The following is a 26,014-nucleotide window of genomic DNA, read 5'->3' as shown; positions in this document are numbered from 1 at the left end:
GGGAGTCAGATATGACGACGATGCGCAGAGGGTTTTCCGTTTATCGCTGGCTGGCTGCGGTGTGCGGCCTGCTGTTGATGGCATCCGCGGCCCAGGCTCAGCAGAAGCCCGAGCAACTGATCCGCGACAGCATCAGCCAATTGATGGGGCAGATCGAGGGGCGCAAGGACTATTTCGCCGAACACCCAGATGATCTGGAAGCGCTGGTCGACGAGAATCTCGAAAGGATCGCCGACTTCCGTTACATCGGCGCCAGCGTCATGGGGCGTTATTTTCGCAATGCGTCGCCGGAGCAGCGTTCGCGCTTCGTCGATACCTTTCGCCAGACGTTGATCGACACCTATGCCAGGGGCCTGGTGACCTTCGATTACCGCGAGCTGCGTGTTCTGGAGGGAACGGGCGGTCGTTACGAGGATCAGGCCAGCGTCGACATGGAAGTGGTCGCCGACAACGGCGAGGTCTATCCGGTGAGCTATACCCTGCGCCGCGACGGCGACCAGTGGAAGGTCGTCAACGTCATCGTCAATGGCATCAATCTGGGGCTGACGTTCCGCAACCAGTTCGACCAGGCGATGCGCAACAACAATCGCAATTACGACAAGGTCATCGATGAGTGGGCCCCCGAGGTCGCGGCCGAAGAGCTGGAGCAGGGCTCGTCGTCGCAAGGGGGCGCCGAGTGAGCGTATTGCTCGACCGTGACGGCGTGCGCCTGGTCGTGCGGGGCCGGACGCTGGCCGCCAGCGGCGAGGCCGATTTCGATGTGGCCGCCAGCCTGGCCGCGGCCGGGCGGGAGTGGCTGGGGGCCCAGGAGTCGGGCGGTGTCGTGTGTTTCGATCTGAAGGGCGTCAATCGGGCCAGCAGCGCGGCGATCAGCGTCATGCTCGAGTGGCTGCGCTGCGCTCGCGAGTGTGGTCTCGAGGTTGAATCGGTGCGTCTCTCCGAGCCGCTGGCCCGGGTGACCTCGCTGGCGGGCATCGATCGCCTGCTGCCATCCCCGGCACGAGCCGTCGAGGCCTGAGTCAGCCCGTCTTGCGACGTCCGCCCCGGCGCCCGGGAGCGGTGCCGGCCGGCGGCTGCCGGCTCGGGGGCATCGCCATCGGCGACGCTTTTCATTACCATGGGCGCACTTCAGGCTACACATAGCGGCGGCGCGAACGCGTCGCCGGTCCATCTTCGACAGGAGTCACCACGCCCATGCAACCCAGTGATGTCAAGGCGCGACTGGAGTCGCGGATCGACGACTGCGAATTCCATATCCAGGGCGAAGGCTGCAACTTCCAGGTCATTGCCGTGGGGGAGACGTTCGAAGGGCTCGGTCCCGTCAAGCGCCAGCAATTGATTTACGGCGCCCTCTCCGAGGAGATCGCCAGCGGCGCGCTGCATGCCGTGAGCATCAAGACCTATACCCCGGCGCAGTGGCAGGACGCCCCCGAGAACGCCCAGAGTTGAGTACTCGACCATCATGGACAAGCTGATCATCACCGGTAACGGCCCGCTCAATGGTGAAGTCTGGGCGAGCGGGGCGAAGAATTCCGCGCTGCCGATTCTCGCCGCCACGCTGCTCGCCGATGAACCCGTCACCATCGGTAACCTGCCGCACCTGCAGGACATCACCACCACGCTGGAGCTGCTCGGTCACATGGGGGTCGAGCCGGTGATGGGCGAGAAGATGAGCATCCAGCTCGACGGTTCCCAGGTGCGCGAGTGTCATGCGCCCTATGAGCTGGTCAAGAAGATGCGTGCCTCGATCCTGGTGCTGGGGCCACTGCTGGCGCATTTCGGCCAGGCCGACGTGTCCTTGCCCGGCGGTTGCGCGATCGGCACCCGCCCGGTCGACCTGCATATTCGCGGCCTGGAGGCCATGGGTGCCGATATCGCGGTCGAGGGCGGTTACATCCGTGCCCGCGTCGACGGTCGTCTCAAGGGCGCGACGATCATCTTCGATACCGTCACCGTCACCGGTACCGAGAACCTGTTGATGGCGGCGGTGCTCGCCGAGGGTACCACCATCCTGGAAAACGCCGCTCGCGAACCGGAGGTGGTCGATCTGGCCGAGTGCCTGATCGCGATGGGAGCGCGGATCCACGGCCAGGGCAGCGATACCATCACCATCGACGGGGTCGAGCGTCTGCACGGCTGCCATTACGACGTGATGCCCGATCGTATCGAGACCGGGACCTTCCTGGTCGCCGCGGCGGCTTCCGGCGGTTGTGTCCGGGTGCGCAACACCCGTGCGGACACCCTCGATGCGGTGCTCGCCAAGCTGGAAGAGGCGGGGGCCATGGTTCGCCATGCCGACGACTGGATCGAGCTCGACATGCAGGGGCGCCGGCCGCGTGCGGTCAACGTCAGGACGGCGCCTTACCCGGCGTTTCCCACCGACATGCAGGCCCAGTTCATGGCCCTGAACTGTATCGCCGACGGGACCGGTCGCATCGTCGAGACGATCTTCGAGAACCGCTTCATGCATGTCCAGGAACTCAAGCGCATGGGGGCCGAAATCGCCATCGAAGGCAACACCGCGATCGTCACCGGCGTCGGTCGGCTTTCCGGCGCACCGGTGATGGCCACCGATCTGCGGGCTTCGGCCAGCCTGGTCGTGGCGGCGATGGTCGCCGAGGGCGAGACGCTGGTCGATCGGATCTACCACATCGATCGTGGCTACGAGTGCATCGAAGAGAAGCTGCAACTGCTGGGTGCCAAGATCCGCCGTGTGCCCGGTCACTGAGCCTCGCCGAGCCGCCTCGAAACACCTGGAACCGAAGTCGCCATGTCAAAGCAATTGATACTCGCCCTGTCGAAGGGGCGCATTCTCGACGAGACGCTGCCACTGCTGGCCGATGCCGGGGTGGTGCCCAGCGAGGATCTCGGCAAGAGCCGCAAGCTGTTGTTCGATACCAACCTGGAAGGCGTCAAGCTGGTGGTGATCCGCGCCACCGACGTGCCCACCTATGTGCAGATGGGCGCCGCCGACCTGGGCATCGCCGGCAAGGACGTGCTGCTCGAGCACGGTGCCGAAGGGCTCTACGAACCGCTCGATCTGGAGATCGCCCGTTGTCGCCTGATGACCGCCGGCGTCACCGGCGCGCAGGCTCGCCATGCGCGGCGTCGCGTGGCGACCAAGTTCGTCGATGTCGCCCGACGCTACTATGCCGAGCAGGGCATTCAGGCCGAGGTCATCAAGCTCTATGGCGCCATGGAGCTGGCACCGCTGATGAATCTGGCCGACGAGATCGTCGATATCGTCGACACCGGCAATACGCTGCGCGCCAACGGCATGGAGCCGCGCGAGCTGATCGCCGACATCAGCACGCGGCTGGTCGTCAACAAGGCCGCCATGACCATGAAGCACGAGCGTCTCAAGCCGCTGATCGAGCGCCTGCGACAAGCCGTCGGGAAACGCCGCGCAGACGCCCCGGTTTACTGATCCCCGGCGCTTGCCCGTCGAGCGCCGACAGACGAGATTCGCACCATGGCCGATACCCTTACCGATAGTGCCGAGACCTTCAAGATGCCCCGGATGGATACCCGGGATGACGACTTCGATCCGCTGCTGGAGGCCCTGCTCGACTGGGAAGGGGTTTCCGACGCCGAGGTCCAGCAACGCGTCGGCCGGATCATCCAGGACGTGCGCACCCGCGGCGACGCCGCGCTGGTCGAGTTGACCCGCGACCTGGATCGTCTCGACGCGGATAGTCTCGCCGACTTGACCCTGACCCCCGAACGCCTCGAGCGGGCCTTCGACAGCCTGCCCGTCGTCCAGCGCGAAGCGCTGTCTCACGCCGCGGAGCGGATCCGTGCCTATCATGGCCACCAGAAGCCCGAGTCCTGGCAGTACCGCGAAGCCGACGGCACGGTGCTGGGTCAGCAGATCACCGCGCTCGACCGGGCCGGCATCTACGTTCCCGGCGGCAAGGCGGCATACCCCTCGTCGGTGTTGATGAACGCGATCCCGGCGCATGTCGCCGGCGTGCGCGAAATCGTCATGGTCGTGCCGACCCCGGACGGGGTGCTCAACGATCTGGTCCTGGCCGCCGCGCACCTGGCGGGGGTCGATCACGTCTTCACCATCGGCGGGGCGCAGGCGATCGCCGCCCTGGCCTATGGCACCGAAAGCGTGCCGCGGGTCGACAAGATCGTCGGTCCCGGCAACATCTACGTGGCGACCGCCAAGCGGGCGGTGTTCGGCCAGGTCGGCATCGACATGATCGCCGGCCCCTCGGAGATCCTGGTGGTCTCCGATGGCGGCACCGATCCCGAATGGCTGGCCATGGATCTGTTCTCCCAGGCCGAACACGACGAGGATGCCCAGGCGATTCTGGTGAGCTGGGACGAAGCGCACCTCGATGCCGTCGAGGCGGCGATCGAGCGACTGCTGCCGACCCTCGAGCGCGCCCCGGTCGTGCGTGCCTCGCTGCGCTCGCGTGGTGCGCTGATACGCTGCCGCGACCAGGACGAGGCGCTGGCGCTGGTCAACCGCATCGCCCCCGAGCACCTGGAGCTGTCGGTGGCCGATCCCGAGGCGCTCTTGCCAGGCGTGCGCCACGCCGGAGCGATCTTCATGGGACGCTACACGGCCGAGGCGCTGGGCGATTATTGTGCCGGCCCCAACCATGTGTTGCCGACCTCGGGGACGGCGCGCTTCTCGTCACCGCTGGGGGTCTACGACTTCCAGAAGCGTTCCTCGATCATCCACTGCTCCGCGGAAGGCGCGGCGACGCTGGGGCGGACCGCTTCGGTGCTGGCGCGTGGCGAGGCGCTGACCGCCCATGCGCGCTCGGCGGAGAACCGTATCGACGAGTAGAGGCGAATGCGCGATGCGTGCCGTTTCAATCGGGCCCCGCTTCGGTGGGGCCCGATCGATTGCGGGGAATCCGGTTCAGGCTTGCTGCGGTCGTGGACGCTCGCCGACTTCGACTTCCACGCTATGGCGTTCGCCGCCGCGGATATAGGTCACCGGTAGCCGCGTGCCCGGGGCGATCTCGGCGATATCGGCCATCGCCACGCGGGGGTCGATGATCGGCTTGCCATCGATGGCGGTCATCACGTCGCCGGGTTGCAGGCCGGCCTCGGCGCCGGGCCCGCCGGGCACCACGTTGGCGATGACGACGCCCTGGGCGGCATTGAGGCCGAACGACGTGGCCAGGTTGGCGGTGATCTCCTGTACCTCGATGCCCAGCCAGCCGCGTATTACGCGACCGTGGGTGATGATCTGACTGAGGATGTCGCGTGCCAGGTTGGCGGGAATGGCGAAGCCGATGCCCTGGGAGCCCCCCGAGCGCGAGAAGATGGCGGTATTGATGCCCACCAGCGCGCCCTGGGCATTGACCAGGGCGCCCCCCGAGTTGCCGGGGTTGATCGCGGCATCGGTCTGGATGAAGTCCTCGTAGGCGGACAGCCCCAGGTGGTTGCGTCCGGTGGCGCTGATGATGCCCATGGTCACGGTCTGGCCGACCCCGAAGGGGTTGCCGATGGCCAGGCTGACGTCGCCGACGGCCACTTGTTCCGAATCGGAAAGTCGAATGACCGGCAGGCCCTCGAGGTCGATCTTGAGCACGGCGAGGTCGCTTTCGGGATCGGTGCCGATCAGCCGGGCAAGCGTCTCGCGACCGTCGCGCAGCGCGACCTGGATCTGGTCGGCGCCGCGAATCACGTGCTGGTTGGTGAGGATGTAGCCCTCGGCGCTGACGATCACCCCCGAGCCCAGGCTCGACAGCAGGCGTTGACGTCGCGGCATGTCCTCACCGAAGAACTGGCGAAAGAAGGGGTCGGACATCAGCGGATGCTGTTCGCGCTCGACGACTCGCGAGGAGTAGACGTTGACCACCGCCGGTGCCGCCTTGTCGACGGCGCTGGCGTAGCTGACCGTGCCGCCGTTGCGGGACAGCGGCTTGGCTTCCTGCAGATCCGGGGCCGGGCGTGAGACCGCCGTGTTGCCGCTGGCCTGGGGCGTCGCGACGCCCGGGGCCTCGCTGGCTGTCGGCTCGCTGGGGGGCGCGGTGTTCGTGGACGGCTGGGAACTTTCGGTGCCCAGCAGGCCGGGAAACTGGTAGAGCAGGATGACGGCCAGCAGAACACCGCTGATCACGGGCCAGATAAGGGGCATCACGAAGCGACGCATGTACGATCCTTGAACGAGGGCCGCCAGCGCCACGCTCCTCGAAGCGAATGGGTGCAGCCATTACAATAGCGGCAGTGTATCACCGCCTTTTCATGAATGCCCGGGAGGAGCCATGCCGGCACGCGACCAACTGATAGAGGCCTGCGACGCCGAGCTGCGCGCGGCGCAGTTCAAGGACTACACCCTCAACGGATTGCAGGTGGCCGGCCGCGAGCGGGTCGCCAGGGTGATGAGCGGGGTGACCGCCTGCCAGGCACTGGTCGACGAGGCGGTTGCCTGGGGGGCTGATCTGCTGCTGGTCCATCACGGCTATTTCTGGAAGAACGAGCCGGTGGCGGTCACCGGCATGAAGCGGCGACGGCTGGCGACGTTGCTCGCCAACGACATCAACCTGCTCGCTTATCATCTGCCGCTGGACGCTCACGTCACGCTGGGCAACAACGCCTGCCTGGCCGAGCGGCTGGGCTTCCGGGTCCGTGGATGCGCCGACGGCGAGCTGGGGGACGGTCTGGTCTGGCTGGGCGAGCCGACCGGCGCGATGGACACGCAGGCCATGGGGCGTCACCTGGCGACGGTGCTGGAACGCGAGCCGACGGTGATCGACGGTCACTCGGGCGAGATTCGGCGTGTCGCCTGGTGTACCGGCGGTGCCCAGGACATGATCGCCCAGGCCGCCGATGCGGGGGCGGATGCGTTCATTTCCGGCGAGATCTCGGAGCGCACGACGCACATGGCCCGCGAGATGGGCATCAGCTATTTCGCGGCCGGTCACCACGCCACCGAGCGCTACGGGGTCCAGGCGCTCGGCGAATGGCTGGCGAACGAGCAGGGCGTCGAGCACCGCTTCGTGGATATCGACAACCCTGCCTGACGAGCTACGAGCTACGAGCTACGAGCTACGAGCTACGAGCTACGAGCTACGAGCCACGAGCTACGAGCTACGAGCCACGAGCCACGAGCCACGAGCCACGAGCCACGAGCCACGCGGTAGCTCGCGTAAGCCGCTGCGTTCAGTAGCGAACCGGCGGCGTCGTGGAATCGGTCGTCTGGTCGCGCTGGCGCAGGCCGAAGTCCTCGGCCAGCGTGCCGCGGCCATTGTCGGCGTAATCGCGTGGCGGGGGCGTGTCGCTGTCGGTCGGGGCTTCCTCCTCGCTCTGGCCGTTCAGGCGGCGCTTGATCTGCAGGTCGTCGCACAGCTGATCGGCGCCCTGAGCGAGTTGCTGTTCGAGCTCATGGCTCTGACGCTGAATGCTGGTTACCAGGTCTGCCGCGCGGGCGAAGTGATCGTTGAGCACGCCCTTCATCTGGCTCAGTTCGAGCTCGGTCTCGGCCAGCCGCTGACGGGTCTTCTGGTTGCGGGCGACATTGGCGTTGAGCAGGTGATAGCCCAGGACGCCGATGCCGATGCCCGCCAACAAGCTGGCGATCGCCAGGATCCAATCGATATTGCCTTGATACACGTCGTTCCCCTTGGTCTCTAACCGCTGCCACGGCGTCCCGCTTCAGCGAGCCGTCTATGGTGACGCGGTCCATTATACGGGGCAGGTCGCGTTTCGGGTCAACGCGGCGCGGCTATCTCGACGGGTCATGCGCGGCGGAGGTCGGGTGCGTATAATGAGCGGTTTACCGATTGCAGCCGGGAGATTCCTGACGTTCATGTGCGCGACTACCCCTACCTCGACGACCGCCAACGCAGGCGCCGCGCTTGCGCCGATGGCCCGCTACCGGGCCGATCTCGATCGCGCGGGCTTCGAGTACGACGCCGCTCAGGAGCGCGCGGTCGAGCATCTCCAGCGACTGCATGACGACCTGGTCAGCACGCCGCGCCGCTCGCTGGCGCCGATCAGCGCCGAAGGCGGGCTCAAGACGCGAGTGGCCAGGCTGTTCGGCAAGCGCGATGACGCCCCCGACGTGCCGCCGGTGCCGGATGTCACCGGCCTGTATTTCTGGGGCGGCGTGGGGCGTGGCAAGACCTATCTGATGGATACCTTCTACGAGTCGTTGCCGTTTCCGGACAAGATGCGCACGCACTTCCATCGCTTCATGCAGCGCGTGCACAACGAGCTGGAGCACTACAAGGGCGAGAAGAACCCGTTGACGCTGATCGCCGGCAAGTTCGCCAGCGAGGCGCGGGTGATCTGTTTCGACGAGTTCTTCGTCAAGGACATCACCGACGCGATGATGCTGGCCAACCTGCTCGAAGCCCTGTTCGCCAGGGGGGTGGTGCTGGTGACGACATCCAACATCGTTCCCGACGAACTCTACAGGGACGGCTTGCAGCGGGCGCGCTTCATTCCCGCGATCGAGCTGCTCAAGCGCCATTGCGAGGTCGTCAATGTCGATTCGGGGGTCGATTACCGGCTGCGTGCACTCGAGCATGTCGATCTCTTTCATGCGCCGCTCGATGCCGAAGCGGACGAGCGCCTCGAGCGCAGCTTTCGGGAACTCGCCGGCAGCGAGGGCGAACGCGACGTGCCGGTCGAGATCAATCGTCGTGTCCTGACGGCGCGTCGCCTGCACGAAGAGGTGGTGTGGTTCGATTTCGCGATGCTCTGCGATGGGCCCCGCAGCCAGAACGACTACATCGAGCTGGCCCGCGAGTTTCACAGCGTGCTGGTCACCGACGTTCCGCAACTGGGCCGGACCAGCGATGATCAGGCGCGGCGCTTCATCAACATGGTCGACGAGTTCTACGATCGCGGCGTCAAGCTGTTGATGTCGGCGGCGGTGCCGATCGAGTCGCTGTACCCCGAAGGGGCGCTGACCTTCGAATTCGAGCGCACGCTCTCGCGGCTGCAGGAGATGCAGTCGCGGGAGTATCTGGCATTGCCTCACAAACCGTGATCGGGCTCTTAACCTGAACGACCGGCTCATGTACAATGCGCGCTCGCTCAACCGTTGTCGGCGGCCTGTCCGGCTGACAACCAAGAAAAATAGGGATGGTCGAGCGCTTTGGCGCGAGACCCAATACATCAATTGGTGATTCAATCCATGAAGACGTTCAGTGCTAAGCCGCAGTCCGTCACGCGCGACTGGTATGTCGTCGACGCTGCGGACAAGACGCTCGGCCGCCTGGCCACCGAGATCGCTCGCCGCTTGCGTGGCAAGCACAAGCCGGAATACACGCCGCATGTCGACACCGGCGATTATATCGTCGTCGTCAATGCCGAGAAGGTTCGCGTGACCGGCAACAAGGCGCAAGCGAAAAACTACTACCGTCACACCGGTTACCCGGGTGGCCTGCGCTCGCTGTCCTTCGAGCAGATGATCGACCACGCCCCCGAGCGGGTCATCGAAGCCGCCGTCAAGGGCATGCTGCCCAAGGGCCCGCTGGGTCGTGCCATGTACACCAAGCTCAAGGTCTACGCCGGTACCCAGCATCCGCATGCCGCGCAGCAGCCGCAAGAACTGAACATCTAAGGGACAATTCGCCATGTCACAACAGTACTACGGTACCGGGCGCCGCAAGACTTCCACGGCCCGCGTATTCCTCAAGCCGGGCACCGGCAAGATCACCGTCAACAACCGCGAACTCGGCGAATACTTCGGCCGTGTCACCGCGCAGATGGTGGTTCGTCAACCATTCGAACTGACCCAGACCGGTGAGCAGTTCGACGCCTACATCACCGTCGCCGGTGGTGGTGGTTCCGCCCAGGCGGGTGCCATCCGTCACGGCATCACCCGGGCGCTGCTTACCTACAACGAAGAGTTCCGCAAGCCGCTGCGCGAAGCAGGCTACGTGACGCGCGACGCGCGTGAAGTCGAGCGTAAGAAAGTGGGCCTGCGCAAGGCGCGTCGTCGCCCGCAGTTCTCCAAGCGCTGATTTTTCGAGCGTTGCCGAGAAACGCCCAGGCCGGTCGGCCTGGGCGTTTTTGTTTGTCGGTATCCAGGCGCGGCCGTTTCTTCCGACCGCGCGACCCCGGCGCCCATGAGGCGAGCGGAATTGCCTTGTTCGAGGCGTTTTTTTACTATCTGGGGCCATTCATCCTGCCCCGGGGCGGCGGCATGTCGCGCCCCGGCATTCGAGGGGGCGCGCGTGGCGGAAAGTGGCGTTAACAACGGCCGGCGCCGTTTTCTGCTGGCATCGACGAGCGTCATGGGGGCGGTGGGCGTCGTCGCGGCAACGATCCCCCTGGTGGCCTACTGGCGCCCCAGCGCCCGCGCTCGTGCTGGCGGTGCGCCGGTGCGGGCGGACATTTCCAAGCTCGCGGCGGGGCAGCAATTGACGCTGGCCTGGCAGGGCCGGCCGGTATCCGTGATACGGCGAAGCCCGGCGATGATCGCGCGCACCCGCGATCTCGACCCCGCACGGCTGCGCGATCCACACTCGCGGGCCCCGCAGCAGCCCGGTTATGCCGGGGGGGCCTTGCGGGCGATCAGACCCGAGATCGGCGTCCTGATCGGCGTCTGTACCCACCTGGGCTGCTCGCCCAATTTCCACCCCGAGCCCGGTGTCGACGAATTCGGCCGCGATCGGTCGGGCCGCGATCGGTCGGGCCGCGATTGGCCGGGGGGCTATTTCTGCCCCTGTCACGGTTCGAGGTTCGATCTTGCCGGCCGGGTCTTCCGCGACATGCCGGCGACGCTCAACCTGGTCGTTCCGCCTCATCGCTACGAGAGCGAGCAGGTCGTGGTGATCGGTGAAGACGAGGCGGCGGGCTGATGGCCGCGCCGGAGCGCAAAGGCGGGCGCGGCGGGCTGTTGCGCTGGCTGGATGAGCGGTTGCCCGCGCGCCGGCTCTGGCGCAAGCATTTCAGCGACTATCGCGTGCCGCGCAATCTCAACGGCTGGTATCTGTTCGGCTCGCTGGCGACGCTGGTGCTCTTCAATCAGTTGCTGAGCGGCCTATGGCTGACCATGCGCTACACGCCGACCGCCGAAGACGCATTCGATTCCGTGGCGGCGATCATGCGTGACGTCGATTACGGCTGGTTGATTCGCCATCTCCATTCGACCGGCGCCTCGGCGCTTTTCGTGGTGCTTTACCTGCATATGTTCCGCGGTCTGCTGTATGGCTCCTACCGTGCGCCGCGGGAGCTGGTCTGGGTCTTCGGCATGATGCTTTACCTGCTGATGATCGCCGAGGCCTTCACCGGTTATCTGCTGCCCTGGGGGCAGATGTCCTACTGGGGGGCGGAAGTGGTGATCTCGCTGTTCTCGACGATACCCTGGGTCGGCGGCGAGCTGGCACAGTGGATACGCGGCGACCATGTGGTTTCCGGAGTGACGCTGCATCGCTTCTTCGCCCTGCATGTCGTCGGGCTGCCCATCGTCATCGCGGGGCTGGTGGTCCTGCATCTGGTGGCACTGCGTGAAGTCGGCTCCGGTAACCCCGATGGCGTCGAGCGAGTTGCCGACAAACAGGGCAAGCCGCTCGATGGCATTCCCTTTCATCCGTACTATACGCTCAAGGATCTGGTCGGCGTGGCGGTCTTCCTGGGCATCTTCTGCACGGTGGTGTTCTACTTTCCCCAGGGGGGCGGCTACCTGCTGGAGCCCGCCAATACGCAACCCGCCGATCCGCTGCATACCCCGACGCATATCAGGCCGGCATGGTACGTCACGCCGTTCTACGCCATCCTGCGCGGCGTCACCTTCGAGCTGTTCGGTCTCGACGCGCGGTTCTGGGGGGCGACGATCATGGCGCTGGCGATCGCCGTGCTCTTCGTGGTGCCCTGGCTGGATCGCAGTCCGGTGCGCTCGATGCGCTTCAAGGGCTGGCCGTCGCGTGTGATGCTGGGCGTGTCGACCGGCTCTTTCGTTGCCCTGGGCGTATTGGGCAGCCTGCCTGCCACCGACCTGCGGCCGGCCTGGGCCCAACTGGCCACGTTGGTCTACTTCGCCAGTTTCGCACTGATGCCGATCTATACGCGCTACGAACGTTGTCTCCCGTTGCCTGGGGGAGCGCGATGAGACGGTGCCTGGGCGCGATGCTGCTGTCGACGGCGCTGGCGTCTGCGTCTGCGTCTGCCTCGGCCGGCGAGGCGCGGATCGATCCGATGCAGCCCGATCTGCAGGACAAGGCATCGCTGCAGCGGGGCATGAAATTCTTCATCGATAATTGCCAAAGTTGCCATTCGCTGGAGTATCAGCGTTACAGTCGCTCCGCCGAGGATCTGCAACTGACCCGGGAGGCGATGCAGGAGCGTGGCCTGTTGCCGCCGGGAGGCGAATTCCACGGGCCGATGCGTAGCCTCATCCCGGCCGAGCAGGCAGCGGATTGGCTGGGCGTCGCGCCGCCCGACCTGACCTTCACCGCCCGGCGGCGGGGCAGTGACTGGCTGTACGCCTTCCTGGACGGCTTCTATCGTCAGGGTGGGCCGGATGGCGCCGTGGACAATCTCGTCCTGCCGGGGGTGGCGATGCCGCCTGTGCTCGAATCGATGCAGGGCGTGCAGCGCCGGATGTGTGCCGATGGCCGGGCATATGACCCGGATGCAGACGATGCCGATGCCTGCCGAAGGCTGCAGGTGGTCGAGGCGGGGAGCATGACACCCGAGGCTTTCGATCGAGGGATCCGGGATGTCAGCAACTTTCTCGGCTACGTGGCCGAGCCATCACGGCTGCAGGCGCACCGCCTGGCGCCGAAAGTGCTGGCATTCCTCGCCGTTTTCGCGTTCATTGCCTACCTGCTCAAGCGTGAGTATTGGCGTGACATCGATTGACCGGTGGTGCACCGCGCCATCGTGAAATGGCTGGCAGGGGAGGCGGGCTTGTCGGTGGCGGGCTCTCGCAACCGGCATGTCGTGTTATCATTCGGGTTCGAACTGATGCGAGGAAGTGTTACATGGGTGTAGTGGCCAAGCGGTCGTCGATGACCTTCTACTCCGGCAGCGATGATCATTACAGCCATCGCGTACGGATCGTGCTGGCGGAAAAAGGGGTCGCCGTGGACGTTATCGAGGTCGGGGACGAAAATCGTCCCGAGGAACTGGCGGATCTCAACCCTTACAATAGCGTGCCGACGCTTCTGGATCGCGATCTGGTGCTCTACGAGTCCAAGGTGATGATGGAGTATCTCGACGAGCGGTTTCCGCATCCGCCGCTGTTGCCGGTCTACCCGGTGGCACGCGCCCAGAGCCGCCTGTGGATGCATCGCATCGAGCGGGAGTGGTGCCCGCTGGTGGAGGAGATACTCTCGGGCAGCAAGAAGGATGCGGAGCGCGCCCGCAAGGAGTTGCGCGAGAGCCTGGTGGGTATCTCGCCGATCTTCGAGGACATGACCTTCTTCATGAGCGAGGAGTTCTCGCTGGTCGACTGCTGTCTCGCGCCGTTGTTGTGGCGGCTGCCCGCACTCAATATCGAGTTGCCGGAAAAACAGGTCAAGCCGCTGATCGGTTACATGGAACGCCTGTTCGCGCGTGATGCGTTCAAGGCCTCGCTGACGGAAACCGAGCGCGAGATGCGCACCTGAATTCACCCGGCGTGATCGCTACTGGCGGTCGCGCCCCGTTTTACCGAGGGGTATGCGCATGCTGTCCAGCCGTCCCTATCTAGCCCGGGCACTTTATGAGTGGTTGTTGGATAACGACCACACGCCCTACATCGTCGTCGACGCCGAAGGCGAAGGCGTTCAGGTCCCCGAGCAATTCGTCCAGAATGGACAGATCGTCCTCAATATAGCGCCCGGCGCGGTACGCGAATTGAACATGGCCAACGACGCGGTCACCTTCAATGCGCGTTTTGGCGGCCATCCGATGCAGGTGGTCGTGCCCGGCGAGTCGCTGATCGCGATCTACGCCCGCGAGAATGGCGTCGGCATGGTATTCGGCCATGAGCCGGTGATGCCGGGGTACGAGGCTCAGGCGTCGGAGAGCCCGGCACCGGAGGAGGAGCAACGTCCGAATCTGGAAAGTGTCGACGGCAAGTCCGGTGCGGTCGACGATGAAGCGTCGCCGGAAAATGGCGATGGCAAGGCGCAGAAAGATCAGAAGAAGGGCCGGCCGTCGCTGCGCGTCATCAAGTGACGACTCGAGCGTGTCATGGGACATGAAAACGGGGTGGCCGACGGCCACCCCGTTTTTTCGTGGGCGGGTTGCCGCCGCCTCGCCGATGTCAGTCGATGTACTCGAAGATCTTGACGACGCGCTGCACGCCATCGATGCCGGTAACCACATTGACGACGCGCTGGGCTTCGTCGCGGGTCACCATTCCCATCAGGTACAGGGTGGCGTTTTCGGCGATCACTTCGAGGTGGCGGGTGTCGATGTTCTCGTTGGCCGCAAGTTGCGTCTGGGCGCTGGTTTCCAGCCAGTTGTCCTTCATGCGCTGGCCCATCGGCAGATTGGCCGCGACCGTCAGTTCGTTGTGTACCTGGCGAACCTGGCGGGTGTCATGGGCGATCTGGCCGGCCAGATCCTTGAGTTCCTGGCTGGGCACCTGGCCGAACAGCAGAACGACACCGTTGTAGCTGTTGACGCCGATTCGGGCATCGCCGAGACGCGCGTCGGTGGTTTCCATGGTGTCCTGGATCTTCGACTCGATGGTCTCGTCCTCGACCTTCATGCCCGGCGTGCGGGCGCTGTAGTCCTCGCCTTGCGGGGCCGGGGTCGCGACGCTGTTGATGGCCGAGCAGCCGCCGAGGGCCAGGGACAGGGCCAGCAGGGCGGGGGTAAGTACACGTTTCTTCATTTTGGTCACTCGCTACTGCCGAAAAGTTGTTCATCGATCAGATCGCACAGACAGTGGATGGCCAGCAGGTGGACCTCCTGTATGCGTGCGGTCGAGGTGGCGGGTACGCGGATCTCGCAATCGTCCTGGCCGAGCAGCGACGCCATGTCGCCGCCATCGCGGCCGGTGAGCGCGACCACCGCCATGTCGCGGTCGTGGGCGGCCTGGATCGCCTGCACGATGTTGGCCGAATTGCCGCTGGTCGAGATCGCCAGCAGGATGTCGCCGGGCTGGCCAAGGGCACGAATCTGCTTCGAGAAGACCTCGTTGTAACTGTAGTCGTTGGCGATCGAGGTCAGCGTCGAGGTGTCGGTGGTCAGGGCGACCGCCGGGAGGCTGGGGCGCTCGCGTTCGAAACGGTTGAGCAGTTCCGAGGAAAAATGCTGGCTGTCCCCTGCGCTACCGCCGTTGCCGCAGGCGAGAATCTTGCCTTCGTTGACCAGGCACTGAACCATCATCTGGCTGGCGACCTCGATGAACGGCGGCAAGACTTCGCTGGCATAGGTCTTGGTGTCGATGCTGGCATTGAAGTGGTCGAGAATGCGTGATTGGAAATCCATGTCATCCAACGTTCGGTAGCGGTCAAAACGCGTCGAAGGCGGCGCGCACCCAAGTGTACTCCAGTTGCGGCGGAGTGCCGGTGACACCGACCACATCGAAGCGGCAGGGACATGATAGCCCGTTGCGCTGCAGATAAAAACGCGCGGCCATGATGATCCGTCGTCGCTTGCCGGCGGTCACCGTCTCGAGCGGGTGGCCGTGGCGCGCATCGGCGCGGTGGCGTACCTCGATGAAAACCAGCGTATCGCCCTCCTGCATGACCAGATCGAGCTCGCCGCCCTTGGCATGTTGGTTGCGATGTCTCGGCGAGAGGCCATGACTCTGCAGCCAGGCCTCGGCGGCCCGCTCGATGCGCGCGCCGCGGGCGCGGGCGTCGCTAGGGCGTGGCCCGGGCATCGCCGCCTGCCGAGTCGTCGGTCTCGTTCGCCGGCTCGCCGGGTTCGAGCACCGTCTGCTGGATGCCGATCAAGGGCGGCTGGGGGACGCCGGCGCTGAACTTCGCCCAGGGCAGGATGCGCTCGAGTCGGTGATCGTCGCCGGCGCGCAGGGCGCCGGTGGCTCCGAAATATTCGGTATCGGGGGCCACCTTGAGCAAGGGAACGCGACGTGCCAGCTCGAAGGCGTCGACACCCATTGCCTGGAGCTTGAGAATCGCCGGGTCGCTGCCGTCATGCAGTGCCTGGTAGCTATCGTAATAGGGCAGCGCCTCGGCGCCGCCGACAGCGGCCTCTGGGATCAGCCAGGGAATCTCGACGAACTGAACGCCGTTCAGGTCGTGGTCGAGCCGCGGCTGCGGCTCGCCCTCGTAGAGGTGCGAGGTGGCGTAGATCGGCAGGTCGCCGGCATTGAAGTAGTCGAGGGTCGGTGGCACCTGGCGGGCGAAGGGCGGCAGGGCGAGCAAGAACAGCATGTCCAGCTGACGATTGGCCAGTGGACGTACCGCATTGGCGGCCGAGCCCTCGGGGTTGTAGTTGACCTGTTCCGCGATCGTGCCGCCCTGGGCCTGCCAGGCTCCGCGAAAGCTGTCGGCGACGCGTTGGCCCCAGGCGTTGTCCGGCACCAGCATGCCGGCCCGGCGATGGCCGTCGAGCGATGCGCGCAGCGCAGCCTGGCGGGCTTCGTCTTCCGCGGACAGTCCGTACTGGAAAAGATCGTCGGCGCGGTTGCTGGCCGAGGTGCCGTAGTTCAGCGCCAGGGTCGGCAGCGGCACGCTGGGGCGTTGCTCCAGGTCGGTCACCGTGTCCTTGTTCAGCGGGCCGAGGACCACCTGGGCGCCGGCCAGGGTCGCCTGCGCGTAGAGTGCCTCGATGGGGTTGCTGCTGGTGTCGTAGAACGTCAGTTGCGGGGTCTGCTCGCCCTGGTCAAGCGCGTTCATGTGGCGCGTCTCGATCCCCTTGCGCAGCGCCGCGGCGACATTCGCCAGCGGGCCGCTCTCGGGCAGGAAGACGGCGATGCGCCGCACGTCCTGGCCGCGCAGTTCACGCAGGGCCTGAAGGTCGGCGGGCAGTCGGCGCGCGGCGGGATGGTTGGGATTCCGGGCACGCCACTGGTCGAGCTTGGCAAACAGCCGGGCGATATCGCTGCCATTGCGCCGCTGCAGCTCGACCAGCTCGACCCAGCCGCGGGCGAGCTGCCCCTGCCGGGCGACCGCCTCCAGCCCCGCGCCGCGAAGCCGCGACAGCTGGCGCCAGATGTCGTCGTTGAGATCGAATGGCGCCTGTTCCGCCTGGAGCGCGATCAAGGTGCTCGCCGCGGCCCGCGGCTCGCCCACCATGCCCAGGGCCAGGCCGCGACGCTGGCGCAGCGTGAGCGCTGCATCGCGCGACAGGGGGAGATCCTCGTCGAGCAGCTCGGTTGCCTTGATGACGCTGCGGCCATCCTGCTGGTCGAGACCCAGTTGCGAAAGCAGCAAGGCCCACTGTACACGGGCTTCGCCGGGCAGGGCGGCGGCGTCGATGTTGCCCGCTACCTGCAGCGCCTGCGCGGCATCGCCGCGGCGTGCTAGGATATCGGCGGCCTGTAGGCGGGTCTGGGCGGCCTGCGGGCCGCTCTGTTGCTCGGCCTGGCTCAGCAGTTCGCTGGGCGCCTGCTGCCCGCGGAGCCCTTCCATCGGCGAACGTTGGCTGGCGCAGCCGGACATCACTAGGGCAACGAGGCCGACACCGCACAGGCGTCGCAGCGATTTGTCCATACGTTTTCCATTTCCTTGTATCGGGCGGAGCCGGCCATGGTCGATCGAGCACCGACTCCGCTTGTCTTTAGCCGCTCGAACCGCTTGCTGCCGGAACGCCGTCCTGGCTGGCGGCCGTTTGATCTTGACGTCCGGGTGACGACACATGACCGAGTCTAACAGTGGCACATTGTACGTGGTGGCCACGCCGATTGGTAATCTCGATGACCTTGGCCCGCGGGCACAGCGGACCCTGGCGGAGGTGGCGTTGATCGCCGCCGAGGATACCCGCCATACGGCACGGCTACTCAACCATCTGGGCATCGAGCGGCCCATGGTGTCCCTGCACGAGCATAACGAAGCCCAGCGCGTCGAGCAGCTCCTCTCCCGGCTGGAGTCCGGCGACGACGTGGCACTGGTCAGCGATGCCGGCACGCCGCTGATCGCCGACCCCGGCTTCGTGCTGGTGCGTGCCTTGCGGGAGCGCGGTCATCGGGTGGTGCCGATCCCCGGGCCCTGCGCGCTGGTTGCGGCGCTGTCGGCGGCGGGGCTGCCCACCGATCGCTTCCTGTTCGCCGGTTTCCTGCCGGCCAAGGGCGGGCCGCGCCGCGCGCGCATCAAGGAACTCGCCGAGCGTGCTGAAACCTGGCTGTTCTACGAGTCGCCGCACCGTATCCAGGCCACCCTGGGGGACATGCAGGCGCTGCTCGGAGAGCGGCGCATCGTGATCGCCCGCGAGCTGACCAAGACCTTCGAGACCTACCTGGAGGGTAGCGCGACGAGGCTGCTCGAACGGCTCGAGAGCGACCCCAACCAGGCGCGCGGCGAGTTCGTGGTGATGGTCGCCGGGGCGCCGCCGACAGAGACCGAAGGTGCCTGGGTCGAAGGCGAGACGCTGTTGCGTGTCCTGCTGGCCGAGGGGGTCGGCGTCAAGCAGGCCGCGGCGGTGGCGGCCAGTTTGCTGGGCGGGCGCAAGAAGGCCTGGTATGCCCGGGCGATGTCGCTTCAGGCCGACGGTTGAGGGGGTGGCGCCACACTGCTATTCTTGCGCGCTTGGGAGTGGGCCAGACAGTCGCCGCCGGGACTCATCGAGTCCCGGGGGAGGAAAGTCCGGGCTCCATAGGGCAGGGTGCCAGGTAACCCCTGGGCGGCGTGAGCCGACGGAAAGTGCAGCAGAGAGTAGACCGCCTAAGCAGCGTAAGCTGCCGGCAAGGGTGAAAGGGTGCGGTAAGAGCGCACCGCGCGCCTGGCAACAGTGCGTGGCACGGTAAACCCCACCCGGAGCAAGACCGAATAGGCCCCCGACGCTGTGGCCCGCAGTGGGGGGCGGGTAGGTCGCTTGAGCTCAGTGGTGACGCTGAGCCTAGATGAATGGCTGTCCTCGACAGAACCCGGCTTACCGGCCGACTCCCAAGCCCAATTTTCCGTCACCGTCATCGAGTCCCGCATGTCGCAACGCGTCACGTCCTCGCCCGCTCATCAGCATGCCAGCGTCCTACTCGATGGCGCGATCGAGGCGCTGATCAACGATCCCCATGCGTGTTATCTCGACGGTACCTTCGGCCGCGGCGGGCATTCGCGGGCGATTCTCGACCGCCTGTCCGCCGAGGGCCGGTTGCTGGCGATCGACCGCGACCCTGATGCCCTGGCGGCGGCGGCTGATATCGATGACGCACGCTTCTCGATCCATGCCGACACCTTCAGCCGCCTGGGGGACGTCGCCCGTGGTCAGGCCGTTCACGGCCAGCTGGCCGGCATCCTGCTGGATGTCGGCGTCTCCTCGCCGCAGCTAGACGATCCCGAGCGCGGTTTCAGTTTTCTGCGCGATGGGCCGCTGGACATGCGCATGGATCCGACCCGTGGCGAAAGCGCCGCCAGCTGGCTGGCACGCAGCAGCGAGAGCGAGATCGCCCGGGTCTTCAAGACCTACGGCGAGGAGCGCTTCGCCAGGCGCCTGGCGCGGGCGGTGGTAGAGCGGCGCCGCGAAGCGCCGATCACCCGCACCGTGGAGCTGGCCGAACTGCTAAAAGCCGCGCATCCCGCCTGGGAGAAGGGCAAGCATCCGGCGACCCGGGCCTTTCAGGCGCTGCGTATCCATCTCAACGCCGAACTCGACGAGCTCGATGCCGCCCTCGATGCCGCCCTCGACGCGCTGGCGCCCGGTGGCCACCTGGTGGTGATCAGCTTCCATTCGCTGGAGGATCGCCGGGTCAAGCGCTTCATTCGCGATCAGGCGCGTGGCGATACGCACCTCCCGCGCGGCATGCCGATTCGTGATGATCAGCTCAAGCGTCGACTCGAACCGTTGGGCAAGGCCCGTCGTCCCGGCAGCCTTGAAATCGAGGAAAATCCCCGCGCGCGCAGTGCGGTGATGCGCGCCGCGCGGAAGATCGCCTGAGGAGACGCATGGTACAGGGTCGCTCGAACACCCCGCCTTCCGCATGGGCACGGCTTGTGAAACCCAGCTGGCGTTATCTGTCGATTGCCGGGTTGGTGGGGCTGGTCCTGGCCAGTGCGCTGGCGGTGATCGCCAGCGCACACCTGACGCGGGTGCAGTACGCCCGGTTGCAGCACCTCGAGGCCGAGCAGAGTGAGATGCAGACCGTCTGGGGGCGATTGTTGCTCGAGGAGAGCACCTGGTCGGCGCCATCGCGCATCGAGCGCCTGGCGGCCGAGCGTCTGGAGATGCGCGTTCCCGACCTCGAGCAGATCGAGATCATTCGGCCATGAGTCAGCGCTCCGGCAACAGGGGCGGCCCGACCCGGGCCGAGGTCGCTCCGCTGGGCAGCGGGCGTTTCCGCTTCATGCTGGTGGTGCTGATAGTCGCCATGGCGGTGCTGGTCGGACGCATCGTCGACCTGCATGTGCTCGATCGGGTCTTCCTCCAGGGGCAGGGGGACGCCCGCACCCTGCGGGTCGAGACCATTGACGCCCATCGCGGCATGATCAGCGATCGCCATGGTGACCCGCTGGCGATCTCGACACCGGTGGTTACCCTCTGGGCCAATCCCCAGGAGCTGCCCAGCGACGATATCCAGCGCATGATGCTGGCGCGTGCGCTGGGAATCGGGCTCGACGAGCTCAACGCGCGTATCGAACGCTATGCCGAGCACGAATTCATGTATCTGCGGCGTCGCATGACCCCGGCCGCGGCGCAGAAGATCACCGCCCTGCATGTGCCCGGCGTCTATGCCCAGCATGAGTACAAGCGCTACTACCCCTCCGGTGAGGTCACCGCGCAGCTGGTCGGCGTGACCAACGTCGACGACCGCGGCCAGGAAGGGCTCGAGCTGGCCTACAACAGCTACCTGACCGGCACCCCTGGCAAGCGGCGCGTGCTCAAGGACCGCAAGGGGCGTCTGGTGCGCGATCTGCATCTGATCAAGGAGGCCAAGCCGGGCGGCGAGTTGACCCTGTCGATCGACCTGCGTCTGCAGTACATGGCCTATCGCGAGCTCAAGGCCTCGGTCGACGAACACAACGCCGACGGCGGTACCCTGGTGATGATGGACGCCCGGACCGGGGAAGTTCTGGCGATGGTCAACGCGCCATCCTACAACCCCAACAACCGGGCCGATCTGGACATCGAGGGGTTGCGTAACCAGGCGATCACCGACGCCTTCGAACCGGGTTCGGTGATGAAGCCGCTGGCGATGTCGGCGGCCCTGGAAAGCGGCCAGTTCTCGCCGGACACGGTGGTCGACACCTCGCCGGGCTACATGCGAGTCGACCAGTACACGATCAACGATTTCCGCAACTACGGCAAGCTGGACATGGGCGGGATCCTGTTGCACTCGTCGAACGTCGGCATGTCGCGGGTCGCGCTGCAATTGCCCGAGGACGCCATCTGGCAGCGTTACCGCGAGCTGGGCCTGGGGCAGGCGCCGGAGACCGGTTTCCCGGGCGAGTCCACCGGCAGCCTGCCGGCCCCCTACAACTGGTCCGACAGCAAGCGCGCGACGATGGCCTATGGCTATGGGGTGGCGGTCTCCGCGCTACAGCTGGCGAGCGCCTACACGGCGATCGCCAATCAGGGCCGGCAACTGTCACCGTCGCTGCTCAAGCTCGACGGTCAGGATCCATCGGGCAAGCCGGTGATCGAGCCGCAGGTCGCCGACAACCTGCTGGGCATGCTGGAGAGGATCGTCCAGCCCGGCGCCGGCGGGGCGCGGGCCATGGTTCCAGGCTACCGTGTCGCGGGCAAGACCGGCACCGTGCGCAAGGTCGCGAGTACCGGCTACCAGACAACGGCCTACCGTTCCCTGTTTGCGGGCATCGCCCCGGTTTCCGACCCGCGTATCGTCACGGTGGTGATGATCGACAACGCCAAGGGCCAGGAGTATTACGGCGGCCTGGTCGCGGCGCCGGTATTCAGTCGCGTGGCCGGCAAGGCGCTGCGCTTGCTCGACGTCCTGCCCGACAAGAAGGAGGCCCTCAAGTGATCACCACGACGCAGGCACGACTCGCCCGGGCGTTGAGCGAGCTGTGGCCCGAAGCCGCCGGCTTGCCCGGGCTTGCCGACGACGACGCACCCTTGGCGCTGTGTCTCGATAGCCGGGCCATCGGCGACTGCCCGCACGCGACGCTGTTCGTTGCCGTGCCCGGCGTGAATGTCGATGGCCGTCGCTTCATCGCCCAGGCCCGGGCGGCGGGTGCCGTCTGGACATTGGCCGATGCCGACCAGGCCGAGGGCGTCGAGCAGGCCGAGCGAATCACCTGGCTGCCGGCCCTTGGCGAGCGTCTCGGCGAACTCGGTCGGCTGCTGTTCGAGGTGCCCGACTCGCTGACCCTGCTTGGCGTGACCGGCACCAACGGCAAGAGCTCGGTCACCCATTACATCGCCGCGCTGTCCGAGGCGCTGGGCCATCCGGCCGGCGTCGTCGGCACGCTGGGCTGGGGGCGCCCCGGTGAGCTGGTCGACAGCGGCCAGACGACCCCGGGTGCGCTGGAACTGCAGGCCGCGCTCGGGCAGATGGCCGAGCGCGGCGTCGAGCGGGTCGCGATCGAGGTCTCGTCGCATGCCTTGATGCAGCGACGCCTCAACGGCTGTCGCCTCGCCGCCGCCGTGTATACCAACCTGAGCCGCGACCATCTCGATTATCATGGCAGCATGGCGGCCTATGCCGCCGCCAAGGCGCGCCTCTTCCGGCGCCCGGAGCTGAAACTGGCGGTGGTCAACGGCGACGACCCGCTGGCCCGGCTGATGCTGGCCGGACTGGCGCCCGAGGTGCGCGTGCTGGCCAGCGGTACCCAGGAGGCCACCACCCTGCGGGTGCTGGACTGGCTGCCTCATGCCAGCGGTCAGCGTGCCTTGATTGCCACCCCCGATGGCGAACGCGCGCTTGAACTGTCGTTGATGGGGCGCTTCAACCTCGACAACGTGCTGCTGGCGATGGCCTCGCTGATGGGGCTGGGCGAGGATCTCGACGCGCTGTGCGCGGCGGCCGAGCGTCTCGCGCCGGTGCCCGGGCGCATGCAGTGCCTGAGCCGTCCCGGGGCGCCGAGTGTGGTCGTCGATTACGCGCATACCCCGGAGGCGCTGCGTCATGCCCTCGAGGCGCTGCGCGCCCACCTGCCCGGGCGCGACGACGGCGACAGCGATCGTGCCGGTCGGCTGTGGTGTGTATTCGGTTGTGGCGGCGACCGCGACAGCGGCAAGCGCGCGCTGATGGGCGCGGCCGTCGAAGCCAATGCCGATCGCTGGGTGGTGACCGACGACAATCCGCGCAGCGAGGACCCCGCCTGCATCCGCGCGCAGATTCTCGCCGGCATGAGCGAGCCGGCCCGCGCGTCGGCCTGGTGTGTCGCCGGCCGCGAGCGGGCGATCGTGCGCACCATCGAGGCCGCGGGCCCCGACGATGTGATCCTGATCGCCGGCAAGGGGCACGAAGACTATCAGGAGATCCAGGGCCAACGGCTGGCGTTCTCGGACCGCGCCTGCGCGGAGACGGCGCTGGGCCGCTGGCAGGAGGGCGCGTGATGAGCGGATGCGGTCTGGAGACGCTCGCCGAGGTCGCTGCGGCGCTGGGCTGCGAGGTACCCGAGGCGTCCGCGCGAGTGGCGGCGATCACCACCGACACGCGGCAATTGCAGCCTGGCGATCTGTTCGTCGCGTTGCGCGGCGAGCATTTCGACGGCCACGACTATCTCGCCCGGGCGCGCGAGGCGGGGGCGGTTGCCGCGGTGGTATCGCGGCCCGTCGACGACCCCTTGGCGCAGTTGGCGGTCGCCGACACGCGGCTGGCGCTGGGTGTACTGGGGCAGGCGCGTCGTCGGGCCTGGGGCGGCCCCCTGGCGGCGATCACCGGCAATAGCGGCAAGACCACCGTCAAGGCGCTGCTCGCGGCGATTCTGGAACGACGCGGCAGTACCCTGGCGACGCAGGGCAATCTCAACAATGACATCGGTGCGCCGCTGACGCTGTTGCGGCTCGAGCCCGCTCATCGTCAGGCGGTGGTCGAGCTGGGCGCCAATCATCTCGGCGAGATCGCCTGGACATCGATGCTCGCGCGCCCCCGGGTGGCGGTGATCACCAACGTCACGGGGGCGCATGTCGGCGAGTTCGGCGGCCTGGGGCACATTGCCCAGGCCAAGGCCGAGATTCTCGCCGGGCTGAGTGCCGACGGCACGGCGGTGCTCAACCGTGACGACCGGTTCTTTCCCTTCTGGCGCGCGCTGGTCGCCGAGGCCCGTATCATCGACTTCGGGCTCACCGGAAGCGCGCGGGTCAACGCTCGCGATCTGGTCTGCGACCGCTGGGGACGCTATGCTTTCACGCTCGTCTACGACGACCGGGCGGTGGGAACCGTGCAGCTTCAGCTGATGGGCTTGCACAACGTACGTAACGCCCTGGCCGCCGGCGCCGCTGCACTGGCGCTGGATGTCGCCGAGTCCGACGTCCTGGCGGGCCTGGAGGCGGTCACGGCGACCCCCGGGCGGCTGATGATGCGCGACGGCCTGCGGGGTTGCCGTCTGCTCGACGATACCTATAACGCCAACCCCGGCGCCGTCAAGGCGGCGCTCGATACGCTGGCCACCTTGCCCGCGCCGCGCTGGTGCTTTCTGGGGGCGATCGGCGAGCTCGGCGACGAATCGGCAACGTGGCACGCCGACGTCGGCGATTACGCGCGTGCCCTGGGGATCGATTTTCTCGGCACGCTGGGCGCCGAAGCCGAACCGGCGGTTCGTGCCTTCGGCGCCGATGGCCGTCACTTCGCGGACTGGGAGGCGCTGACACGCTATGCCCATGCGCATCTGCCGGCCGGCGCCAGTGTGCTGATCAAGGGCTCGCGCAGCGCCGGCATGGAACGACTCGTCGCCGAATTGCGCGCCGACACATCAAGGTGATCACACTACATGCTGCTTTTGCTTGCCAATTTCCTGGCTCAATTCCAGAGCGCCTTCACGGTCTTCGACTACCTCACCCTGAGGGCCGTGCTGGGAACGCTGACCGCGCTGCTGCTATGCCTGTGGCTGGGCCCGATGATGATTCGCCGTCTGGTCGAGCGCCAGATCGGCCAGGCGGTGCGCGACGATGGTCCGCAGTCTCATCTGTCCAAGGCCGGGACGCCGACCATGGGCGGGGCGATGATCCTGGTGGCGATGGCCATCAGCACGCTGTTGTGGGCCGATCTGAGCAATCACTACGTGTGGCTGGTACTGGTCGTCACGCTCGGTTTCGGCGCCATCGGCTGGGTCGACGACTACCGCAAGGTGGTCGAGAAGAACCCGCGCGGCCTGCCGGCGCGCTGGAAATACTTCTGGCAGTCGGTGCTGGGCATCGGCGCGGCACTGTTCCTGTATTACACCGCCGCCAGCCCCGTCGAGACGAGCCTGATCGTGCCGCTGTTCAAGGAAGTCGTCGTCCAGCTGGGCCTTTTCTATATCGTGCTGACCTATCTGGTCATCGTGGGTAGCTCAAATGCCGTGAATCTGACCGATGGCCTCGATGGCCTGGCGATCATGCCGACGGTCATGGTCGCCATGGGACTGGCGGTTTTCGCCTACGCCAGCGGCAACGCCGTGTTCGCCGAGTACCTGCACATTCCCCAGGTGCCGGGGGCGGGCGAGCTGGCGGTGTTCTGCGGCACCATCGCCGGCGCCGGGCTGGGGTTTCTATGGTTCAACACCTATCCCGCCCAGGTCTTCATGGGCGATGTCGGGGCGCTGGCGCTGGGCGCCGCGCTGGGCATCGTGGCGGTCATCGTGCGCCAGGAGATCGTGCTGTTCGTGATGGGCGGGGTGTTCGTCATGGAGACCGTGTCGGTGATTCTCCAGGTGGGCTCCTACAAGCTCACCGGGCGACGCATCTTCCGCATGGCGCCGCTGCATCATCACTTCGAGCTCAAGGGCTGGCCGGAACCGCGGGTCATCGTGCGTTTCTGGATCATCACCGTGGTGCTGGTGCTGCTCGGCCTGGCCACCCTGAAGATTCGCTGATTGCCCGTCCACCGATCTCAGGCGGAGCGCACTGGTCAAAGGAGGCGAGCGTC

The 26,014-nt window shown here is 66.4% G+C and carries 28 protein-coding genes and 1 other RNA gene; 23 read left to right on the top strand and 6 right to left on the bottom strand.

The features are described from left to right. Nucleotides 1-11 precede the first annotated feature (11 nt). The 6 genes from HR9077_RS10775 to hisD all read left to right on the top strand — a co-directional run bounded on the left by HR9077_RS10775 (nucleotide 12) and on the right by hisD (nucleotide 4,804). Nucleotides 12-680: an MlaC/ttg2D family ABC transporter substrate-binding protein gene (locus tag HR9077_RS10775; RefSeq protein ID WP_458692917.1), complete on the top strand. Its 669-nt coding sequence runs from the start codon at nucleotides 12-14 to the stop codon at nucleotides 678-680. Then, the gene (locus HR9077_RS10770) at nucleotides 677-1,018 is read left to right on the top strand and encodes an STAS domain-containing protein (RefSeq protein ID WP_136067004.1); all 342 of its coding nucleotides are present in this window, start codon (nucleotides 677-679) and stop codon (nucleotides 1,016-1,018) included. The genes HR9077_RS10775 and HR9077_RS10770 overlap by 4 nt, the downstream gene beginning before the upstream one ends. Nucleotides 1,019-1,194: 176 nt before the next feature. Then, the gene (locus HR9077_RS10765; RefSeq protein ID WP_136067003.1) at nucleotides 1,195-1,449 is read left to right on the top strand and encodes a BolA family protein; all 255 of its coding nucleotides are present in this window, start codon (nucleotides 1,195-1,197) and stop codon (nucleotides 1,447-1,449) included. Between the two features lie 13 nt (nucleotides 1,450-1,462). After that, nucleotides 1,463-2,728: a UDP-N-acetylglucosamine 1-carboxyvinyltransferase gene (gene murA, locus HR9077_RS10760; protein WP_136067002.1), complete on the top strand. Its 1,266-nt coding sequence runs from the start codon at nucleotides 1,463-1,465 to the stop codon at nucleotides 2,726-2,728. A gap of 42 nt (nucleotides 2,729-2,770) precedes the next feature. After that, nucleotides 2,771-3,427, top strand: a complete 657-nt coding sequence (hisG, locus tag HR9077_RS10755) for an ATP phosphoribosyltransferase (RefSeq protein ID WP_136067001.1) — start codon at nucleotides 2,771-2,773, stop codon at nucleotides 3,425-3,427. Nucleotides 3,428-3,472: 45 nt separating this feature from the next. After that, a complete protein-coding gene (gene hisD / locus HR9077_RS10750; protein WP_136067000.1) occupies nucleotides 3,473-4,804 on the top strand; it encodes a histidinol dehydrogenase in 1,332 nt (443 codons plus the stop codon). Nucleotides 4,805-4,879: 75 nt separating this feature from the next. Here hisD and HR9077_RS10745 read toward each other — a convergent pair whose 3' ends face one another. Further along, the gene (locus HR9077_RS10745; protein WP_136066999.1) at nucleotides 4,880-6,121 is read right to left on the bottom strand and encodes a Do family serine endopeptidase; all 1,242 of its coding nucleotides are present in this window, start codon (nucleotides 6,119-6,121) and stop codon (nucleotides 4,880-4,882) included. A 112-nt stretch (nucleotides 6,122-6,233) separates the two neighbouring features. Between HR9077_RS10745 and HR9077_RS10740 the strand changes: the two genes are divergently transcribed. After that, the gene (locus HR9077_RS10740; protein ID WP_136066998.1) at nucleotides 6,234-6,992 is read left to right on the top strand and encodes a Nif3-like dinuclear metal center hexameric protein; all 759 of its coding nucleotides are present in this window, start codon (nucleotides 6,234-6,236) and stop codon (nucleotides 6,990-6,992) included. A 139-nt stretch (nucleotides 6,993-7,131) separates the two neighbouring features. Here HR9077_RS10740 and HR9077_RS10735 read toward each other — a convergent pair whose 3' ends face one another. Beyond that, a complete protein-coding gene (locus tag HR9077_RS10735) occupies nucleotides 7,132-7,581 on the bottom strand; it encodes a Z-ring associated ZapG family protein (protein WP_136066997.1) in 450 nt (149 codons plus the stop codon). Nucleotides 7,582-7,777: 196 nt separating this feature from the next. Between HR9077_RS10735 and zapE the strand changes: the two genes are divergently transcribed. The 8 genes from zapE (at nucleotide 7,778) to HR9077_RS10695 (ending at nucleotide 14,088) form a co-directional block, all read left to right on the top strand. Continuing rightward, complete coding sequence (gene zapE / locus HR9077_RS10730) at nucleotides 7,778-8,965, top strand: cell division protein ZapE (RefSeq protein WP_136066996.1); 1,188 nt, start codon at nucleotides 7,778-7,780, stop codon at nucleotides 8,963-8,965. Nucleotides 8,966-9,112: 147 nt separating this feature from the next. Next, nucleotides 9,113-9,541, top strand: a complete 429-nt coding sequence (gene rplM, locus HR9077_RS10725; protein ID WP_136066995.1) for a 50S ribosomal protein L13 — start codon at nucleotides 9,113-9,115, stop codon at nucleotides 9,539-9,541. A 13-nt stretch (nucleotides 9,542-9,554) separates the two neighbouring features. Next, nucleotides 9,555-9,944 carry a 30S ribosomal protein S9 gene (gene rpsI, locus HR9077_RS10720; protein WP_136066994.1) on the top strand — a complete coding sequence of 130 codons (390 nt, stop codon included), beginning with the start codon at nucleotides 9,555-9,557 and terminating at the stop codon, nucleotides 9,942-9,944. Between the two features lie 213 nt (nucleotides 9,945-10,157). Continuing rightward, complete coding sequence (gene petA, locus HR9077_RS10715; RefSeq protein ID WP_136066993.1) at nucleotides 10,158-10,784, top strand: ubiquinol-cytochrome c reductase iron-sulfur subunit; 627 nt, start codon at nucleotides 10,158-10,160, stop codon at nucleotides 10,782-10,784. Further along, nucleotides 10,784-12,034 (top strand): cytochrome b, encoded by a 1,251-nt coding sequence (locus HR9077_RS10710; RefSeq protein ID WP_136066992.1) that lies wholly within the window; start codon nucleotides 10,784-10,786, stop codon nucleotides 12,032-12,034. Before petA ends, HR9077_RS10710 begins: the two co-directional genes overlap by 1 nt. Beyond that, a complete protein-coding gene (locus HR9077_RS10705; RefSeq protein WP_136066991.1) occupies nucleotides 12,031-12,786 on the top strand; it encodes a cytochrome c1 in 756 nt (251 codons plus the stop codon). Before HR9077_RS10710 ends, HR9077_RS10705 begins: the two co-directional genes overlap by 4 nt. Before the next feature lie 122 nt (nucleotides 12,787-12,908). After that, a complete protein-coding gene (gene sspA / locus HR9077_RS10700) occupies nucleotides 12,909-13,535 on the top strand; it encodes a stringent starvation protein SspA (protein ID WP_136066990.1) in 627 nt (208 codons plus the stop codon). A gap of 58 nt (nucleotides 13,536-13,593) precedes the next feature. Then, nucleotides 13,594-14,088 (top strand): ClpXP protease specificity-enhancing factor, encoded by a 495-nt coding sequence (locus HR9077_RS10695; protein WP_136067291.1) that lies wholly within the window; start codon nucleotides 13,594-13,596, stop codon nucleotides 14,086-14,088. Nucleotides 14,089-14,176: 88 nt separating this feature from the next. On the opposite strand, the gene HR9077_RS10690 is transcribed toward HR9077_RS10695, so the two are convergent. From HR9077_RS10690 to HR9077_RS10675, 4 genes are read right to left on the bottom strand one after another with little or no spacing between them, the layout of a single operon-like run. After that, a complete protein-coding gene (locus HR9077_RS10690; RefSeq protein ID WP_136066989.1) occupies nucleotides 14,177-14,752 on the bottom strand; it encodes a BON domain-containing protein in 576 nt (191 codons plus the stop codon). Between the two features lie 5 nt (nucleotides 14,753-14,757). Then, nucleotides 14,758-15,351: a phosphoheptose isomerase gene (locus HR9077_RS10685; RefSeq protein WP_136066988.1), complete on the bottom strand. Its 594-nt coding sequence runs from the start codon at nucleotides 15,349-15,351 to the stop codon at nucleotides 14,758-14,760. A 22-nt stretch (nucleotides 15,352-15,373) separates the two neighbouring features. Next, nucleotides 15,374-15,748, bottom strand: a complete 375-nt coding sequence (locus HR9077_RS10680; RefSeq protein ID WP_136066987.1) for a YraN family protein — start codon at nucleotides 15,746-15,748, stop codon at nucleotides 15,374-15,376. Next, nucleotides 15,729-17,543, bottom strand: a complete 1,815-nt coding sequence (locus HR9077_RS10675) for a penicillin-binding protein activator (protein WP_136066986.1) — start codon at nucleotides 17,541-17,543, stop codon at nucleotides 15,729-15,731. Before HR9077_RS10675 ends, HR9077_RS10680 begins: the two co-directional genes overlap by 20 nt. A gap of 145 nt (nucleotides 17,544-17,688) precedes the next feature. On the opposite strand from HR9077_RS10675, the gene rsmI reads away from it, so the two are divergent. The 8 genes from rsmI to mraY all read left to right on the top strand — a co-directional run bounded on the left by rsmI (nucleotide 17,689) and on the right by mraY (nucleotide 25,961). Then, nucleotides 17,689-18,543, top strand: coding sequence for a 16S rRNA (cytidine(1402)-2'-O)-methyltransferase (gene rsmI / locus HR9077_RS10670; protein WP_136066985.1), 855 nt, complete (start codon nucleotides 17,689-17,691; stop codon nucleotides 18,541-18,543). A gap of 35 nt (nucleotides 18,544-18,578) precedes the next feature. Next, nucleotides 18,579-18,937: RNase P RNA component class A (gene rnpB, locus HR9077_RS10665), an RNA gene on the top strand. 32 nt (nucleotides 18,938-18,969) lie between these two features. Next, nucleotides 18,970-19,920, top strand: a complete 951-nt coding sequence (gene rsmH, locus HR9077_RS10660) for a 16S rRNA (cytosine(1402)-N(4))-methyltransferase RsmH (RefSeq protein ID WP_136066984.1) — start codon at nucleotides 18,970-18,972, stop codon at nucleotides 19,918-19,920. A gap of 56 nt (nucleotides 19,921-19,976) precedes the next feature. Continuing rightward, nucleotides 19,977-20,252 carry a cell division protein FtsL gene (gene ftsL, locus HR9077_RS10655; RefSeq protein ID WP_244613155.1) on the top strand — a complete coding sequence of 92 codons (276 nt, stop codon included), beginning with the start codon at nucleotides 19,977-19,979 and terminating at the stop codon, nucleotides 20,250-20,252. After that, complete coding sequence (locus HR9077_RS10650; protein ID WP_136066982.1) at nucleotides 20,249-21,964, top strand: peptidoglycan D,D-transpeptidase FtsI family protein; 1,716 nt, start codon at nucleotides 20,249-20,251, stop codon at nucleotides 21,962-21,964. The genes ftsL and HR9077_RS10650 overlap by 4 nt, the downstream gene beginning before the upstream one ends. Continuing rightward, nucleotides 21,964-23,502, top strand: coding sequence for a UDP-N-acetylmuramoyl-L-alanyl-D-glutamate--2,6-diaminopimelate ligase (locus HR9077_RS10645; protein ID WP_136067290.1), 1,539 nt, complete (start codon nucleotides 21,964-21,966; stop codon nucleotides 23,500-23,502). Before HR9077_RS10650 ends, HR9077_RS10645 begins: the two co-directional genes overlap by 1 nt. Continuing rightward, the gene (locus tag HR9077_RS10640; RefSeq protein ID WP_136066981.1) at nucleotides 23,502-24,869 is read left to right on the top strand and encodes a UDP-N-acetylmuramoyl-tripeptide--D-alanyl-D-alanine ligase; all 1,368 of its coding nucleotides are present in this window, start codon (nucleotides 23,502-23,504) and stop codon (nucleotides 24,867-24,869) included. Before HR9077_RS10645 ends, HR9077_RS10640 begins: the two co-directional genes overlap by 1 nt. 9 nt (nucleotides 24,870-24,878) lie before the next feature. Continuing rightward, complete coding sequence (gene mraY, locus HR9077_RS10635) at nucleotides 24,879-25,961, top strand: phospho-N-acetylmuramoyl-pentapeptide-transferase (RefSeq protein WP_136066980.1); 1,083 nt, start codon at nucleotides 24,879-24,881, stop codon at nucleotides 25,959-25,961. The last annotated feature ends 53 nt before the right edge of the window (nucleotides 25,962-26,014 follow it).

This window comes from Modicisalibacter radicis (assembly GCF_900961225.1).
Lineage (GTDB): Bacteria > Pseudomonadota > Gammaproteobacteria > Pseudomonadales > Halomonadaceae > Modicisalibacter.
This window is presented reverse-complemented; position numbering and strand designations above follow the sequence as displayed.

Bases quoted from the DNA above. Each gene is read 5' to 3' on its own strand.
- HR9077_RS10710 (WP_136066992.1), top strand. From the start codon at position 10,784: ATGGCCGCGCCGGAGCGCAAAGGCGGGCGCGGCGGGCTGTTGCGCTGG.
- rpsI (WP_136066994.1), top strand. From the start codon at position 9,555: ATGTCACAACAGTACTACGGTACCGGGCGCCGCAAGACTTCCACGGCC.
- sspA (WP_136066990.1), top strand. From the start codon at position 12,909: ATGGGTGTAGTGGCCAAGCGGTCGTCGATGACCTTCTACTCCGGCAGC.
- HR9077_RS10740 (WP_136066998.1), top strand. From the start codon at position 6,234: ATGCCGGCACGCGACCAACTGATAGAGGCCTGCGACGCCGAGCTGCGC.
- hisG (WP_136067001.1), top strand. From the start codon at position 2,771: ATGTCAAAGCAATTGATACTCGCCCTGTCGAAGGGGCGCATTCTCGAC.
- HR9077_RS10680 (WP_136066987.1), bottom strand. From the start codon at position 15,748: ATGCCCGGGCCACGCCCTAGCGACGCCCGCGCCCGCGGCGCGCGCATC.
- HR9077_RS10690 (WP_136066989.1), bottom strand. From the start codon at position 14,752: ATGAAGAAACGTGTACTTACCCCCGCCCTGCTGGCCCTGTCCCTGGCC.
- mraY (WP_136066980.1), top strand. From the start codon at position 24,879: ATGCTGCTTTTGCTTGCCAATTTCCTGGCTCAATTCCAGAGCGCCTTC.
- HR9077_RS10705 (WP_136066991.1), top strand. From the start codon at position 12,031: ATGAGACGGTGCCTGGGCGCGATGCTGCTGTCGACGGCGCTGGCGTCT.
- zapE (WP_136066996.1), top strand. From the start codon at position 7,778: ATGTGCGCGACTACCCCTACCTCGACGACCGCCAACGCAGGCGCCGCG.
- rplM (WP_136066995.1), top strand. From the start codon at position 9,113: ATGAAGACGTTCAGTGCTAAGCCGCAGTCCGTCACGCGCGACTGGTAT.
- HR9077_RS10685 (WP_136066988.1), bottom strand. From the start codon at position 15,351: ATGGATTTCCAATCACGCATTCTCGACCACTTCAATGCCAGCATCGAC.
- HR9077_RS10745 (WP_136066999.1), bottom strand. From the start codon at position 6,121: ATGCGTCGCTTCGTGATGCCCCTTATCTGGCCCGTGATCAGCGGTGTT.
- rsmH (WP_136066984.1), top strand. From the start codon at position 18,970: ATGTCGCAACGCGTCACGTCCTCGCCCGCTCATCAGCATGCCAGCGTC.
- HR9077_RS10775 (WP_458692917.1), top strand. From the start codon at position 12: ATGACGACGATGCGCAGAGGGTTTTCCGTTTATCGCTGGCTGGCTGCG.
- HR9077_RS10695 (WP_136067291.1), top strand. From the start codon at position 13,594: ATGCTGTCCAGCCGTCCCTATCTAGCCCGGGCACTTTATGAGTGGTTG.
- HR9077_RS10765 (WP_136067003.1), top strand. From the start codon at position 1,195: ATGCAACCCAGTGATGTCAAGGCGCGACTGGAGTCGCGGATCGACGAC.
- murA (WP_136067002.1), top strand. From the start codon at position 1,463: ATGGACAAGCTGATCATCACCGGTAACGGCCCGCTCAATGGTGAAGTC.
- HR9077_RS10675 (WP_136066986.1), bottom strand. From the start codon at position 17,543: ATGGACAAATCGCTGCGACGCCTGTGCGGTGTCGGCCTCGTTGCCCTA.
- hisD (WP_136067000.1), top strand. From the start codon at position 3,473: ATGGCCGATACCCTTACCGATAGTGCCGAGACCTTCAAGATGCCCCGG.
- HR9077_RS10650 (WP_136066982.1), top strand. From the start codon at position 20,249: ATGAGTCAGCGCTCCGGCAACAGGGGCGGCCCGACCCGGGCCGAGGTC.
- HR9077_RS10640 (WP_136066981.1), top strand. From the start codon at position 23,502: ATGAGCGGATGCGGTCTGGAGACGCTCGCCGAGGTCGCTGCGGCGCTG.
- rsmI (WP_136066985.1), top strand. From the start codon at position 17,689: ATGACCGAGTCTAACAGTGGCACATTGTACGTGGTGGCCACGCCGATT.